Origin of the sequence: Arenibaculum sp., assembly GCF_035998295.1 — a bacterium.
GTDB lineage: Bacteria > Pseudomonadota > Alphaproteobacteria > Azospirillales > Azospirillaceae > DASYHS01.
The window spans coordinates 1-13,759 of the sequence record NZ_DASYHS010000157.1 but is presented as its reverse complement, the minus strand read 5'-3'; the positions used below and the strand labels follow the sequence as shown (position 1 = coordinate 13,759).

Below are 13,759 nucleotides of genomic sequence, written 5' to 3'. Positions count from 1 at the left end.
CTTGAGTGTCAAATTCTAAAATATAAGCACTTTCATCAATATCAACCTGCGCGTTACCCCTTTTGCTCTATTGCGTTCGGCGGTAGCCGTGAAATCTGTCGCGCTGCAATGGTGACTTTCTTCGGCTTGCCCGCAACCGTAATCGGGCCCAGTAGCCGTCCGAAACGGAAGCTCAAATTCGAACAATTCCGGTTGAGCTTGGTTCCGCAACGCTTGTAGCACTGCTGCGCTAGTTCTGGCGCGCCGCCGCCGTCGCAGCAAGCGGCGGCGAGCGATTAGAGGCGTGGTAGTGCGTAAATGCAACATGTGTGGCCGGTGCGGAGCCGGGTTGCGGCAAAACCGTGACCATGGGACGTCGGAACTGTGGCTGGCGCGCGGCATCGGCCCCCGACTTCCGCTCGGCCGCGCGCGACGGTCCAGCGACTCGTGATTGGCCGACAGCGATTGACGCGGTAATTGCAACGTTATAACACTACGACCGCTTAATGTGGTTCTTCGAGGTCTCCATGCCCTTCCGCTCTCTTGCAGCGTTCGGCACGCTGCTGCTGGTCACGGCGAGCCTTCCGGCCCGGGCCGAGGTGCCGCGCGTCGTCGCCAGCGTCAAGCCCGTCCACAGTCTCGTCGCCGCCGTGATGGACGGGGTGGGAGCACCCGAGCTGCTCGTCGACGGTGCCGGCTCGCCCCACACCTACAGCCTGCGGCCCTCCGACGCCCGAGGACTCGCATCTGCCGACCTCGTCTTCTGGATCGGCCCGGAACTCGAGATCTTCCTCGAGCGCCCGCTGGCGACGCTGGGGGAGAATGCGCGCGCGGTCGCCTTGATAAGCGCGCCGGGTATGGTGCTCCGGAGCGGCAGCGAACACGATCACGACGACGATCACGGCCATGACGACGATCACGGCCACGGCGACGGTCACGGCCACGGCGACGATCATGGCCACGACGACGGTCACGGCCACGGCGGCGGCGGCGGGATCGATACGCATGTCTGGCTCGACGTCGGCAATGCCGGCGCGATGGTGGCCGCCATCGCGGATGCTCTGGCCGCGGCCGACCCCGGCAATGCCGCCACCTACCGGACGAACGCCGAGACCGAGGCCCGGCGCCTCGACGCGTTGGATGCCGAACTGCGCGCGCGCCTCGCCCCGCTGGCCGACCGTGCGTTCGCGACCTTCCACGATGCCTATGGCTATCTGGAGCATCGCTACGGCCTGCGGTCGGTCGGAGCCGTGACCGTCAGTCCGGACCGTCCGCCGAGCGCCCGGCGCGTGTCGGAGCTGCGCGCGCGCCTCGTCGGGCAGCAGGCGGTCTGCCTGTTCTCCGAGCCGCAGTTCGAGCCTGCGATCGTTGCCACGATCACCGAGGGTACCGGCATCCGTACCGGCGTGCTCGACCCGTTGGGCGCGACACTGGAGAACGGTCCGGAGCTCTATCCCGCCATGATGCGCAACCTGGCCGACGGCCTGGCCGGCTGCCTCGGCTCCCGGTAGGCCCGCGGCTGCGGCTGTGCTAAAGCCTCTTCGTGCTGCGGGATCGGAGGGGAGCGCCATGAGAGTCGGTGTCGTCGGCTGTACCGGACGGATGGGCCGGATGTTGATCGCCCAGATCGCCTCGACGCCGGACTGCTCGGTTGGCGGCGGAACCGCGCGGGCGGGGAGCGACGTCATCGGGCGCGACGTCGGCCTGGTCGCCGGGCTGGAGCCGTTGGGCGTCCCGGTCTCGGACGACCCGGTCGGGCTCTTCGCCGGCGCGGACGCGGTGATCGACTTCACGACACCCGCGGCCACGGCGCGTCACGCGGCTCTGGCGGCTCAGGCCGGGACGGTCCATGTGGTCGGAACGACCGGCCTGGGCGCCGCCGAGCAGGAGGCAATCGTCCGCGCTGCGCATCACGCGCCGATCGTCCAGGCCCCGAACATGAGCCTCGGCGTGAACCTGCTGACCGCCCTGGTCGAGCAGGTCGCGCGCACGCTCGGGCCCGACTTCGACATCGAGATCCTGGAGATGCACCATCGCCGGAAGGTGGATGCTCCCTCGGGCACCGCGCTCGGGCTCGGCCGGGCCGCGGCGGCCGGGCGCGGCGCCGACCTGGACGCGGTCGCCGCCCGGGCGCGGGACGGCCACACCGGCGCGCGTCGACAGGGGGACATTGGCTTCGCGGTGCTGCGCGGCGGCGACGTCGTCGGCGATCACCTCGTCACTTTTGCGGGCGAGGGCGAGCGGATCGAGCTCGGGCACCGGGCATCCAGCCGGGCGATCTATGCGGTCGGGGCGGTCCGCGCCGCACTCTGGGCCCGCACCCAGCCGCCCGGGCTCTATTCCATGCGCGACGTGCTCGGGCTCTAGCCTGAGGGACCGGCCGGACGCGCCCGCCAGCGGGACAGCCGCCACTGGGTCAGGGCGCGTTCGAGCGCGTGGGCGAAGTCCAGGCGCTCCTCCGGCGACAGGAACGACCCGACGACCACCGACCGGCCATGGCTTGATAGCACCACCTGGCTGTCGTGTTCGGGCGGGTCGTCGATCGCGACGCGCAGCCAGGACGGCTGGAATCTCCAGAAGCGCCGGCCGCCGCGGTGATCGATCCGCTGGACCTCCAGCTCCGCCTCGGTCAGCCGCACCCGCTCGTGCATGCGCCCGGCACGATAGCTGAGGCGGAAGGCGACATAGAGCAGCAGCACGTCCAGCCCGAAGAAGCCGAACACCGGCCAGGCGCCCTGTGCGAGGAACCAGCCCCCGACCGCCAGGCTGACTGTGCCGACGGACCCCATCAGCACTGCGAACCCCCGCGGGCTCAGGCTGCGGTGCGGGTGAAGCACCGCGTCGAAGAGGATGCGCCGGTCAGCGGCGCCGTCCGGATCCTGCTGCATGGGATCGAGAGTAGTCGGGCGGTCCGGTACCGGCAAGCGATGCACCCCCTTTGCGCCGCGCGTCGTCCCGGCTAAAGTCGCGCCCATGACGCCCGCCGACATCGACGAGTTCTTCCGCCGCCTCGCGGCCGCCGACCCCGAGCCGGCGAGCGAGCTCGAATACCGCGACCCCTACACCCTGCTGGTGGCGGTCGTGCTGTCGGCGCAGGCGACCGACGCCGGGGTCAACAAGGCGACGCGCCGGCTGTTCCATGCGGCCTCCACGCCCGTAGCGATGGTGGCCCTGGGCGAGGCGGCCGTGCGCGAGCACATCAAGACGATCGGCCTGTTCAACACCAAGGCCAGGAACGTGATCGCCCTGTCGGAGATCCTGGTCCGAGAGCATGGCGGCGAGGTCCCGCGCGACCGCGAGGCGCTGGAGGCCCTGCCGGGCGTCGGCCGCAAGACCGCGAACGTGGTCCTGAACGTGGCGTTCGGGGAGCCGACCATCGCGGTCGATACCCACATCTTCCGCGTCTCGAACCGCACCGGGTTGGCGCCCGGCCGCACGCCCGACGCGGTCGAGCGCGCCTTGCTCGCCTGCGTGCCGGAGCGTTGGCGCCTGCATGCCCATCACTGGCTGATCCTGCACGGCCGCTACGTCTGCAAGGCGCGCCGCCCGGACTGCCCGACCTGCCCGGTCCGCGACCTGTGCGCCTATCCCGAGAAGACGCCGGCGAAGGCTCACGGGCCGATGGGCGGCAGCGACAGCAGGTAGGCGGCGATCGCGGCCCGATCCTCGGGCGTGAGGCGCGAGGTGCTGGCCTCCACCACCTCGTTCATGCCGCCGCCGACGAAATCGCCGTCCGGCAGCATTCCCGTCTCCAGCAGGAAGGTGACGTCGCCGGGCGACCAGGAACCGATGCCGGCCTCGGGATGGGGCGTGATGTTCGGGACCGGCCGACCCTCCGGGCCCGCCTCGCTGCCCCCCAGGAAGCGGTCTTCGTCCATCGCGCCCAGCCGGTTGCGCGGCGTGTGGCATTCTCCGCAATGGCCGAGTGCCCGCACGAGATAGCGCCCGCGGTGCCACTGGGGGTCGCGGCCCGGCTCCTCGGGCAGCTCGCCCGCCTCGAAGTGGAGCAGGCGCCAGGCCGGGAGCAGGAACCGCCAGCCGTAGGGGGCGTCCAGTTCATGGGGCTGGTCGGCCTGCGCCACCGCCGGCTGCGCGTCGAGATAGGCCTTCAGGTCCAGAAGGTCCCGCTCGGTCATCCCGGTGTAGGAAGTGTAGGGAAAGGCGGGGAAATAGACCGTCCCGTCGGGTCCAATTCCCTCGCGCATCGCGCGGACGAAGTCGGCGTCGCTCCAGCCGCCGATGCCGTGCTCGGGATCGGGGGTGATGTTGGGCGTGCGGAAGGTCCCGAACGGTGTCTCGAGAGCCCGGCCGCCGGCCAGCCTTTCGCCATCGGGCGCGGTGTGGCAGCCGGCGCAGCCGGCCGCGTCGAACACGTACTCGCCCCGCGCCACCGGATCCGCTGCGGCCCCGCTGCCGCTGGCGAGCGCCAGCGGCACGACCAGCCATGCGGCCCGGGCAGCCCTCACTTTTCGGCCCGGTAGGTCTCGTGGCACCCCCCGCAGCTCCGTCCGGTGGCCGCGAAGGCGGCCGCGATCGCGGCCCGGTCGCCGCTCTCGGCTGCCGCCGTCAGCTCGGCGCTCGCGGTGGTGAGGGCGCCGGCCGCCTGTTCGAACCCGCTCCAGTCGTCCCAGATCGCGGGCAGGGCATCGCTGCTGCCGACGCCGGCCTCGGTGCCGGCGGGGAACAGGTGCGGCACGATGGAAGCGGAGACCAGGTCGATGGTGGCGGCGCCCTCGCGAACGTCCTCTATGGTACCGCCCTCGTTCTTGACGTAGGCGCTGATCGTCTTCATGGCGCCGCCCATCTCTTTCATCGCGGCTTCGCGCTGGGCGATCTGCTCGCTCGGGTCCTGGGAGGTCGGCTGGGGCGACTGGGCGTGCGCGCCGAAGGCGATCGCTGCGGCGATCAGCGATCCGATGGTGATGGTCCCGATGCGAAGCATTGCGTTTTCCCCTGCTGGTCGGCGCGGCGCGCCGGCGTCCCCCATATGGGCCAACCCTATACGGCGGGACCGCCCGGCCGGATCATTCCAACCCATCTTTCCGGTCGATGGCAACCCTCGTTGCCTCGGGAGGATAGGCGTGGCGCCGGCCGCGCCAGTCCTCGACCTCGATCCCGTCGCCCTGCGCGCTCCCCCCATGCAGCCAGACCGGCCCTATCGGCGCCTTCCCATGGCCGCCGGGAATGTCGAGCACGTAGGTCGGCTGGCAAACACCCGACAGCCTGCCGCGAATCGCGCGCATCAGTGCTTGGCCCTCCTCCAGGTCGAGGCGGAACCGGGCCGTGCCCGGCGCCAGGTCGGGATGATGCAGGTAGTAGGGTTTGACCCGGTTGCGCACGAGGCCCCGGAAAAGCGCTTCCAGGACCGCCGGGTCGTCGTTGACGCCGCGCAGCAGCACCGTCTGGCCGAGCAGGGGGATGCCCGCGTCGGCGAGCCGGGCCAGCGCCGCCGCCGCCTCGGCCGTCAACTCGGCCGGATGGTTGCAATGGACCGCGACCCAGACCGCCGTGTCGCTCGCCCGCAGGGCCGAGACGAGGTCCGCGTCGATGCGGCCGGGATCGGCGAGTGGCACGCGGCTGTGCAGGCGGATCACGCCGACATGGCCGATCGCGTCCAGCACCCCGACCACCTCGGCGAGCCGTCGCGCGCTCAGCGCCAGAGGGTCGCCGCCGGTCAGGATCACCTCCCATACCTCCTCGCGGGCACGGACGTAGTCGAGCGCGGCGGCGAGCTCGTCCTTCGACAGCGCGTCGCCGCCGGGGCCGACCATCTCGCGCCGGAAGCAGAACCGGCAGTAGACCGGGCATGCGTGGTGCAGCTTCAGCAGCACCCGGTCGGGATACCGGTGGACGATGCCCTTCACGGGCATGTGGGCGCCGTCGCCGATCGGATCGGGGCGCTCCTCCGGCGCCGCATCGGTTTCGCCCGGGTCCGGCAGGTACTGGCGCGCGAACGGCTCGCCACCGTCGCGGATGCGCTCCAGGAGATAGGGCGTGACGGCGATCGCGTAGCGGTCGGCCACCCTGGCGAGGCCGGCGGCGGCCTCCGGGGCGAGCACGCCGGCCGCGACCAGGTCGTCGAGGCTGCGCGCCGTGCGGGGCTGGTTCATCTGCGGCGGACCGGTGGGGGATCTCGTTCGGGCGGCATCTTCATGCGTGCGGCGCTCGCGCGCACGGTCTATATGTAGCGCCCGGCGCCTCCGGCAGCCAGTCCCGTTCCCTTTTCCCGTTCCGCCCATGCTCACCCTGCCCAGGATCATCGGTCACCGCGGCGCTGCGGCCGCGGCGCCTGAGAACACGCTCGCCGGCATCCGCGAGGCTCATGCCCAGGGGGCCGGCTGGGTCGAGGTGGACGTCAAGCTGACGCGCGACGGCGTGCCCGTGCTGATGCACGACGACCGGCTTGAGCGCACGACCGACGGCCGGGGTGCGGTGGCGGACGTCGATTTCGCTGACATCCGCCGGCTCGACGCCGGATCGTGGTTCGGCCCGGCCTTCGCCGGCGAGCCGGTCCCCACGCTCGACGAGCTGTTCGCGCTCTGTGCGGAACTCGGCCTCGGCCTCAACCTGGAGATCAAGCCCTGCCCCGGTCGCGAGGCCGAGACCGCCCGCGTCGCGGCCGAGCGGGCTAAGGCGCTCTGGAACGGACGGCCGCTGCTGGTCTCCAGCTTCGAGGAGGCATCCCTGGTCGAGGTCCGCCGCGTCGCCCCGGACCTGCCGCTCGGCGTCCTGTTCGAGGACGTGCCGGCGCAGTGGCGCACGCTTGCGGCACGGCTTCGCGCCGACGCGCTGAACGTGGACGGCGGGCTGGAAACCTCGGCCATCCGGAACTATGTGGATTTCGGCCGTCCCGTCCTGGCGTGGACGGTGAACGAAGTGGGCCGGGCGCGGTCGCTCGCGGCCCTCGGCGTCCACGGCGTGTTCTCCGACCGGCCGGGGGAAATGCTGGCGGGGTTCGGCGGTTGAGACTACTGTTCGCAGCGGATTTTCCGCCCGCGGACTCTTCTTCGGCGCACATCCTTCATATATGGCGTCGCGGGGGCTATCGGACGGGCTGCGACCGCAGGCCGTTCCCGGTGTTTTTCGGGCTGAGTTCTGTTCGGCCGAGTTTTCTTGGAGGGTCGCTTTGAAGGCTTTGAAGCCTCTGGTCATCTCCGGTCGCGAGGTTCTGCCGCTGGTGGAAGGCGGCAAGGGCGTCTCCGTCTCCAATGGCGAGAGTTCGGGCGCCTGGGCCGCGGCGGGCGGGGTCGGCACGTTCTCGGGCGTCAACGCCGACAGCTACGACGCCGAGGGCAACCTGGTGCCGCAGGTCTACCGCGGCAGGACCCGGCGCGAACGCCACGAGGAGCTGATCCGCTACGCGATCGCCGGCGGCGTCCACCAGGCGCGAGTCGCGCATGAGCGCAGCAACGGCCAGGGTCGCATCCACATCAACGTGCTGTGGGAGATGGGCGGCTGCGAGGATGTCCTGGAAGGGGTCCTGGAAGGGGCGAAGGGCCTCGTCCACGGCGTGACCTGCGGTGCGGGCATGCCTTATCGCATCGCCGAGATCACGGCCCGCTACGGCATCCACTACTATCCCATCGTTTCCTCGGCGCGCGCCTTCCGCGCGCTGTGGAAGCGTGCCTATCACAAGTTCCCCGAGAATCTCGGCGGCGTCGTCTACGAGGACCCGTGGCTGGCCGGCGGCCACAACGGATTGTCCAACAGCGAGGACCCGCACCAGCCCGAGGATCCGTTCCCGCGGGTCCTGGCGCTGCGCCAGATGATGAACAGCTTCGGGCTGGAGCAGGTGCCGATCGTGATGGCGGGCGGGGTCTGGTACCTGCGCGATTGGGAGGACTGGATCGACAACCCCGACCTGGGGCCGGTCGCGTTCCAGTTCGGGACCCGGCCGTTGCTGACGCAGGAAAGCCCGATCTCCGACGCGTGGAAGCGCAAGCTGCTGCGCCTGAAGGCCGGGGACGTGTTCCTGAACCGCTTCTCGCCGACCGGGTTCTACAGCTCGGCCGTGAACAACGCCTTCATGCGCGAGCTGCGGGAGCGCAGCGAGCGCCAGGTCGCCTACATGACCGAGCGGATCGGCGACCACACGGCGGAGTTCCCGGTCGGCCCCCGCGGCCGTCCGGTCTACCTGACGCCGGGCGACCGCGACCACGCCTTCGCCTGGGTCGAGGCCGGCTTCGACACGCCGATGAAGACGCCCGACAGCACGATGGTCTTTGTGACGCAGGAGAAGTCGCGCGAGATCCTGACCGACCAGATCAACTGCATGGGCTGCCTGTCGGCCTGCGCCTTCAGCAACTGGGCGCAGAACGAGGAGGGGAGCACCGGCCGCAAGGCCGATCCGCGCTCCTTCTGCATCCAGAAGACCCTGCAGGCGATCAGCCATGGCGACGAGTGCGACGACGAACTGATGTTCGCGGGCCACAACGCCTACCGCTTCGCCCAGGACCCGTTCTACGCCGGCGGTTTCGTTCCGACGGTCAAGCAGCTCGTGGAGCGCATCCAGACCGGCGATTGAGGCGACGCGCCGGCATCTGAGGTCGGACCTCCCGCCCCTCCTGCGCTCGGAGGAGCGGGGGCGCCCGGCCGTCGCGCCGCACCGCGGACGCGAGTGCCGGTGCGGCGGTCTCGATCAGGGGGCGACCCTGATGATCGGGGCGAAATCCTTCAGCGCTTCGATGCCGCCGAGGCTTGAAACGGTGCCCGGAACCATCGTTTCGCGGTGCCGCGCTCGTATCCGTCCCGCCCAGTGCCCAGATTGGCCCCATGTCCGATCCGAAGCGCCCCCCGGGCGGCGGGGCGTCCGCCGATATTCCTCCCTCGCGGCCCCAGGACCTCAAGGCGCTCCGCCTGGTTCTGCCCTTCCTGTGGCCGAAGGACGATCGGGCGCTGCGCCTGCGCCTCGGGGCGGCTGTCGGGCTGCTGGGACTGACCGCCCTGCTGAACGCGCTCGTCCCGTTGCTGTTCGCGCGCGCGGTGGACCAGCTCTCGGGCGGCGCGCCGGCCGGGTTCGGCCCGATGACCCTGCCGGTCGCGCTGCTGCTGGCTTTCGGCCTGCTGCAATGGCTGGCCAAGATCGGCAACGAGATGCGCTGGGCGCTGTACGGCCCGCTGGAGCAACGCCTGCAGCGGCGCGTCGGGCTCGCGGTGTTCCGGCACGTGCACGCGCTGTCGCTGCGCTTCCATCTGTCCCGGCGCACCGGCCAGCTCTCACGCGTGCTCGACAACGGCATCCGCGGCGTGCGCGAGCTGCTGTTCGACCTCGTCTTCCTGATCCTGCCGCTGTTCGCGGAGATCGCCTTCATCTCGGTGGTCCTGCTCGGCACGCTGCCGCCGCTGTTCGGGGCGCTGGCGCTCGCCACGCTCGTGCTCTACGGCGCCTGCCTCGTGGCCGGCTCGGAATGGCTGCGCCGGCACCAGCGCCGCGCCGTCGCCGAGGGGGCGAAGGCCCATGGCGACGCCGTCGACAGCCTGCTCAACCACGAGACCGTCAAGTATTTCGGCAACGAGGAGCACGTCGCCGAGCGCTACGACCGGGCGCTGCGCCGGGTCGAGGAGCTGCAGGTGCGGGCGCTTACCTGGCGCAGCCTGACCGGCGCGCTCCAGGTCTCGATCCTGGGCGCCGGGCTGACCGCGATGCTGGTGATGGCGGGGCTGGAGGTCGGACGCGGCGTGCTGTCCGTCGGCGACCTCGTGCTCGTGAACACCTACCTGCTCCAGCTCCTGCGACCGCTGGAGCGGCTGGGCCAGATCTACCGCTCGATCAAGCAGTCGCTCACCGACGTCGAGCAGATGATGACGCTGCTGGCGGAACGGCCGGAGATCGCGGACGCGCCGGGTGCCGGGCCGCTGCCGTCCGGACCCGGCGCGCTGGCGTTCGAGGGCGTGGGCTTCGCGTATGATCCGCGCCGCCCCGTGCTGGAGCGCGTTTCCTTCTCGATCGAGCCCGGGCGCACGCTCGCGATCGTGGGGGCCAGCGGGGCCGGCAAGTCGACGATCGGCCGGCTGCTGTTCCGCTTCTACGATCCCGGTTCGGGGCGCATTCTGCTCGACGGGACGGACGTCCGGACCGTTCGGCAATCCTCGCTGCGCGAAGCGATCGCGGTGGTGCCGCAGGACGCCGTGCTGTTCAACGACACGATCTTCTACAACATCGCCTTCGGCCGCCCCGACGCGACCCGTGAGGAGGTCGAGCGCGCGGCCGGCCTCGCCCGCGTCCACGACTTCGTGACCGCGCTGCCCGACGGCTACGACACCCAGGTCGGCGAGCGCGGGCTCAAGCTGTCGGGCGGGGAGAAGCAGCGCATCGCGATCGCGCGCGCGATCCTGAAGCGCCCGCGCGTCTTCCTGTTCGACGAGGCGACCAGCGCGCTCGACAGCCACACGGAGCGCGCGATCCGCGACAGCCTGGCCGAAGTCTCGCGCGGGACCACGACCCTGGTCATCGCGCACCGGCTCTCGACCGTCGTGCACGCCGACGAGATCCTGGTCCTGGACGGAGGCAGGGTGGTCGAGCGGGGGACCCACGCGGCCCTGCTCGCTCGCCGGGGGCCCTATGCGGCGCTCTGGTCCCGCCAGCAGGACCCGGCCCGCGCCGCGGAGTAGACGGCGGCGTCGGCTCATCAACGGCTTGCAACCGGGCCTGGATTCGTTCCAAATAGGCCGGACGGCCCATGATGGTATTCAAGAACGGGGCCGCAATGACCATATGACGTCCATGAGCAGCCCCAGCCGTCCCTTCAAGCCCGTCCTCGACCGCCTCAAGAAGGCCGGCCTGCGCCCTACGCGCCAGCGCCTCGGCCTCGCGCGGCTCCTGTTCTCCACCGGCGACCGGCACGTGACCGCCGAGCAGCTCTTCGGCGAGGCGTCGGCGGCCGACATGCCGGTGTCGCTCGCGACCGTCTACAACACGCTGCACCAGTTCACCGCCGCCGGTCTGCTGCGCGAGGTCGTCGTCGAGGCGGGACGCTCCTACTTCGACACCAACGTCCACGACCATCACCACTTCTTCCACGAGCACACCGGGCAGCTCCAGGACATCCCCGGCACCAGCGTGGCGCTAGCGGCCCTGCCGGAGGCGCCGCCGGGCACCCGGGTCGCGCGGGTCGACATCATCATCCGCCTCTCGGCCGACCGAGCCGCAGACTGAAGTTCAGTCTTCTCTTTACCTGCCTCCAGCATAGCCTTGCGCTGCAGTTTGGAATTCCTCTAAACTGTTGACAGCCGCCTTGCGCGGGTGCATAGAAGCCGACGAGCGGTTTTTTGCGAGGTGCCGCCGTAAATGGGACGCCCGCCAACCGGGCGCCGACCAGCACGAGTTTTCCACGGAAACCGGGAGAGAGGAGGATCACATGTCGCTCAAGGGCACGAAGACCGAGCAGAACCTGAAGGACGCCTTCGCGGGCGAGAGCCAAGCCAACCGCCGCTATCTCTACTTCGCCCAGAAGGCCGACGTGGAGGGCTACAACGACGTGGCCGCCGTGTTCCGCTCGACCGCCGAGGGTGAGACCGGCCATGCGCACGGCCACCTGGAATTCCTCGAGGAGGTCGGCGACCCCGCCACCGGCGAGCCGATCGGCGCCACCGACCTGAACCTGAAGGCCGCCATCGCCGGCGAGACCCACGAGTACACCGATATGTACCCGGGTATGGCGCGCACGGCCCGCGAGGAAGGCTTCGACGAAGTCGCGGACTGGTTCGAGACGCTCGCCAAGGCCGAGAAGTCGCACGCCGGACGCTTCCAGAAGGCTCTCGACCAGCTGGCCTGATCCGTCCCGGACGCCCCACCGGGCGAACCCGAAGCGGCCGTCGGCGGCCCTCTCTCCACGGGGAGGGGCCGTCGGCTGGCCGTCTTTCGGACGGCGGACGCGACCCCGGCACGTGACCCCCGACATGTAATCCCAAGGGACGCCAATGCGCGAAGGCAGCCTCGAGGCCCCCACCCGCCACCGGGTCGACTGGCAGGACCCGGACTTCTACGACGAGGCCAAGCTCGACGCGGAGCTGCGCCGGGTCTTCGACATCTGCCACGGTTGTCGGCGCTGCTTCAATCTCTGCGACAGCTTCCCGCGACTGTTCGACATGGTCGACGCGACGGATGTCGGCGAGGTCGAGGCGCTGAGTTCGGACCAGTTCAAGCCGGTCGTGGACGCGTGCACGCTGTGCGACATGTGCTTCATGACGAAGTGCCCCTACGTCCCGCCGCACGAGTTCAACCTGGATTTCCCGCACCTGATGCTGCGCTACCGCGCAGTCGAGGCCCGCAAGGACAAGGTTCCGTTCGCCGAGCGCGAGCTGACCAAGACCGATCGCAACGGCAAGCTGGCCGGCGCGGTGGCGCCGATCGCCAACTGGGCGTCGGACACGGGCAACGCGCTGACGCGCCCGATCCTGGAGAAGGTGACCGGCGTCCATCGCGAGGCCGCCCTGCCGAAGTTCCACGGCAAGACCTTCGCGCTGCGCGCGAAGTCCGACGGGGTCGAGGTCAACCGCGACGCCCCGGCCTTCGGCCGCAAGGCCGTCCTCTACGCGACCTGCTTCGTCAACTACAACAATCCCGCGATCGGCGAGGCGGCGCGCAAGGTGCTCGCGCATAACGGCGTCGAGACCGAGGTCGCCTATCCCGGCTGCTGCGGCATGCCCCAACTCGAGCATGGCGAGCTTGCCAAGGTCGACGCGAACGCGGCACGTGTCGCGACCGCGCTCCAGGACTATGTCGATCGCGGCTACGACGTGATCGCGCTGGTGCCGAGCTGCGCCCTGATGCTGAAGTTCGAGTGGCCGCTGATCGTGCCCGAGGCGGCACCCCACCGCGCGGCGGTCGAGAAGCTGGCCGGGGCCACCTTCGACCTGTCCGAGTACGTCGTCGACATCGCGAAGAAGCACGGCCTCGCTCCCGGGCTGAAGCCGCTCGACGGCGGCGTCGCGGTCCATCTCGCCTGTCACGCGCGCGCCCAGAACATGGGCCAGAAGGCGGCGGAGATGCTGCGCCTGATCCCCGAGCCGGACATCCGCGTGATCGAGCGCTGCTCTGGTCACGGCGGTTCCTGGGGCGTGATGAAGGAGAATTTCGACGTCGCGCTGAAGGTCGGCAAGCCGGTCGCCAACCAGACCGTCAAGGCCGGCAAGGCCTATGTCGCGAGCGAGTGCCCGCTGGCGGGCATGCACATCATGCAAGGGGTCGAGCGGGTGCGCAAGGACACCGACCCGCCGCCGCCGACCAACCTGCACCCGATCGAGATCTTCGCGCACGCCTACGGGCTGTGAGCGCGCGAGCGAGGAGCGAGACCATGGAGACGAGCCTGCCCAGGAAGACCGAGATCACGCGCGCCGACATCATGCCGATGGCGGACTACGCGAAGGTCCGCGCCGCCCGGCGCAAGGAGCTGGTCGCCGTAAAGAAGAACCGTCGGCTCGCCGTCGGCCCGGTCGCGACCTTCTACTTCGAGAGCTACGCGACCATGTGGGGGCAGATCCACGAGATGCTCTACATCGAGCGCGGCGGCGAGGAGCAGATCGAGGACGAACTGCGCGCCTACAACCCCCTGGTCCCGAAGGGCAGCGAACTGGTCGCGACCGTGATGTTCGAGATCGACGACCCGAACCGGCGCAAGGCCCTGCTGTCGCGCCTGGGCGGCGTCGAGGAGACCATGACGATCCAGTTCGCCGGCGAGACGGTCAAGGGCGTGCCCGAGGCCGACGTCGACCGCACGACGGCGGCCGGCAAGGCGTCGTCGGTGCAGTTCGTCCATTTTCCCTTCACTCCCGGCCAGAT

Annotated in this window: 14 protein-coding genes; 10 read left to right on the top strand and 4 right to left on the bottom strand. The window is 70.1% G+C overall.

Going from position 1 to position 13,759, the window contains the following annotated elements:
- Window positions 1–506 precede the first annotated feature (506 nt).
- Both VGO20_RS15635 and dapB read left to right on the top strand, forming a co-directional pair.
- Complete coding sequence (locus VGO20_RS15635) at window positions 507–1,490, top strand: zinc ABC transporter substrate-binding protein (RefSeq protein WP_327503302.1); 984 nt, start codon at window positions 507–509, stop codon at window positions 1,488–1,490.
- A 58-nt stretch (window positions 1,491–1,548) separates the two neighbouring features.
- Window positions 1,549–2,346: a 4-hydroxy-tetrahydrodipicolinate reductase gene (gene dapB / locus VGO20_RS15630; protein ID WP_327503301.1), complete on the top strand. Its 798-nt coding sequence runs from the start codon at window positions 1,549–1,551 to the stop codon at window positions 2,344–2,346.
- On the opposite strand, the gene VGO20_RS15625 is transcribed toward dapB, so the two are convergent.
- Window positions 2,343–2,867 (bottom strand): DUF2244 domain-containing protein, encoded by a 525-nt coding sequence (locus VGO20_RS15625; protein WP_327503300.1) that lies wholly within the window; start codon window positions 2,865–2,867, stop codon window positions 2,343–2,345. The genes dapB and VGO20_RS15625 overlap by 4 nt on opposite strands.
- Before the next feature lie 85 nt (window positions 2,868–2,952).
- Here VGO20_RS15625 and nth point away from each other — a divergent pair, with 85 nt between their 5' ends.
- Entirely contained in the window at window positions 2,953–3,624 is a 672-nt protein-coding gene (gene nth / locus VGO20_RS15620) for an endonuclease III (RefSeq protein WP_327503299.1), read from the top strand.
- On the opposite strand, the gene VGO20_RS15615 is transcribed toward nth, so the two are convergent.
- The 3 genes from VGO20_RS15615 to VGO20_RS15605 form a co-directional block, all read right to left on the bottom strand.
- Window positions 3,591–4,445, bottom strand: a complete 855-nt coding sequence (locus tag VGO20_RS15615; RefSeq protein ID WP_327503298.1) for a c-type cytochrome — start codon at window positions 4,443–4,445, stop codon at window positions 3,591–3,593. The genes nth and VGO20_RS15615 overlap by 34 nt on opposite strands.
- Window positions 4,442–4,921, bottom strand: coding sequence for a c-type cytochrome (locus VGO20_RS15610; protein ID WP_327503297.1), 480 nt, complete (start codon window positions 4,919–4,921; stop codon window positions 4,442–4,444). Before VGO20_RS15610 ends, VGO20_RS15615 begins: the two co-directional genes overlap by 4 nt.
- Window positions 4,922–5,003: 82 nt before the next feature.
- Window positions 5,004–6,089, bottom strand: a complete 1,086-nt coding sequence (locus tag VGO20_RS15605) for a lysine-2,3-aminomutase-like protein (RefSeq protein WP_327503296.1) — start codon at window positions 6,087–6,089, stop codon at window positions 5,004–5,006.
- Between the two features lie 127 nt (window positions 6,090–6,216).
- Between VGO20_RS15605 and VGO20_RS15600 the strand changes: the two genes are divergently transcribed.
- The 7 genes from VGO20_RS15600 to VGO20_RS15570 all read left to right on the top strand — a co-directional run.
- Window positions 6,217–6,945, top strand: a complete 729-nt coding sequence (locus VGO20_RS15600) for a glycerophosphoryl diester phosphodiesterase (protein WP_327503295.1) — start codon at window positions 6,217–6,219, stop codon at window positions 6,943–6,945.
- A gap of 160 nt (window positions 6,946–7,105) precedes the next feature.
- A complete protein-coding gene (locus VGO20_RS15595) occupies window positions 7,106–8,503 on the top strand; it encodes an NAD(P)H-dependent flavin oxidoreductase (RefSeq protein WP_327503294.1) in 1,398 nt (465 codons plus the stop codon).
- Between the two features lie 248 nt (window positions 8,504–8,751).
- Window positions 8,752–10,590, top strand: a complete 1,839-nt coding sequence (locus tag VGO20_RS15590) for an ABCB family ABC transporter ATP-binding protein/permease (RefSeq protein WP_327503293.1) — start codon at window positions 8,752–8,754, stop codon at window positions 10,588–10,590.
- Window positions 10,591–10,702: 112 nt separating this feature from the next.
- A complete protein-coding gene (gene irrA, locus VGO20_RS15585; RefSeq protein WP_327503292.1) occupies window positions 10,703–11,134 on the top strand; it encodes an iron response transcriptional regulator IrrA in 432 nt (143 codons plus the stop codon).
- A gap of 202 nt (window positions 11,135–11,336) precedes the next feature.
- On the top strand, window positions 11,337–11,753 hold the full coding sequence (locus tag VGO20_RS15580; protein WP_327503291.1) for a rubrerythrin family protein: 417 nt from the start codon (window positions 11,337–11,339) through the stop codon (window positions 11,751–11,753).
- 145 nt (window positions 11,754–11,898) lie between these two features.
- The gene (locus VGO20_RS15575) at window positions 11,899–13,251 is read left to right on the top strand and encodes a heterodisulfide reductase-related iron-sulfur binding cluster (RefSeq protein WP_327503290.1); all 1,353 of its coding nucleotides are present in this window, start codon (window positions 11,899–11,901) and stop codon (window positions 13,249–13,251) included.
- A gap of 23 nt (window positions 13,252–13,274) precedes the next feature.
- On the top strand, window positions 13,275–13,759 hold a 485-nt coding region (locus tag VGO20_RS15570; RefSeq protein ID WP_327503289.1), incomplete at its 3' end, for a DUF3501 family protein.

Excerpts from the sequence above, each read along its gene's own strand:
- VGO20_RS15575 (WP_327503290.1), top strand. The coding sequence starts at position 11,899 with ATGCGCGAAGGCAGCCTCGAGGCCCCCACCCGCCACCGGGTCGACTGG.
- VGO20_RS15625 (WP_327503300.1), bottom strand. The coding sequence starts at position 2,867 with ATGCAGCAGGATCCGGACGGCGCCGCTGACCGGCGCATCCTCTTCGAC.
- VGO20_RS15580 (WP_327503291.1), top strand. The coding sequence starts at position 11,337 with ATGTCGCTCAAGGGCACGAAGACCGAGCAGAACCTGAAGGACGCCTTC.
- VGO20_RS15610 (WP_327503297.1), bottom strand. The coding sequence starts at position 4,921 with ATGCTTCGCATCGGGACCATCACCATCGGATCGCTGATCGCCGCAGCG.
- irrA (WP_327503292.1), top strand. The coding sequence starts at position 10,703 with ATGAGCAGCCCCAGCCGTCCCTTCAAGCCCGTCCTCGACCGCCTCAAG.
- VGO20_RS15600 (WP_327503295.1), top strand. The coding sequence starts at position 6,217 with ATGCTCACCCTGCCCAGGATCATCGGTCACCGCGGCGCTGCGGCCGCG.
- VGO20_RS15590 (WP_327503293.1), top strand. The coding sequence starts at position 8,752 with ATGTCCGATCCGAAGCGCCCCCCGGGCGGCGGGGCGTCCGCCGATATT.
- VGO20_RS15635 (WP_327503302.1), top strand. The coding sequence starts at position 507 with ATGCCCTTCCGCTCTCTTGCAGCGTTCGGCACGCTGCTGCTGGTCACG.
- VGO20_RS15605 (WP_327503296.1), bottom strand. The coding sequence starts at position 6,089 with ATGAACCAGCCCCGCACGGCGCGCAGCCTCGACGACCTGGTCGCGGCC.
- nth (WP_327503299.1), top strand. The coding sequence starts at position 2,953 with ATGACGCCCGCCGACATCGACGAGTTCTTCCGCCGCCTCGCGGCCGCC.
- dapB (WP_327503301.1), top strand. The coding sequence starts at position 1,549 with ATGAGAGTCGGTGTCGTCGGCTGTACCGGACGGATGGGCCGGATGTTG.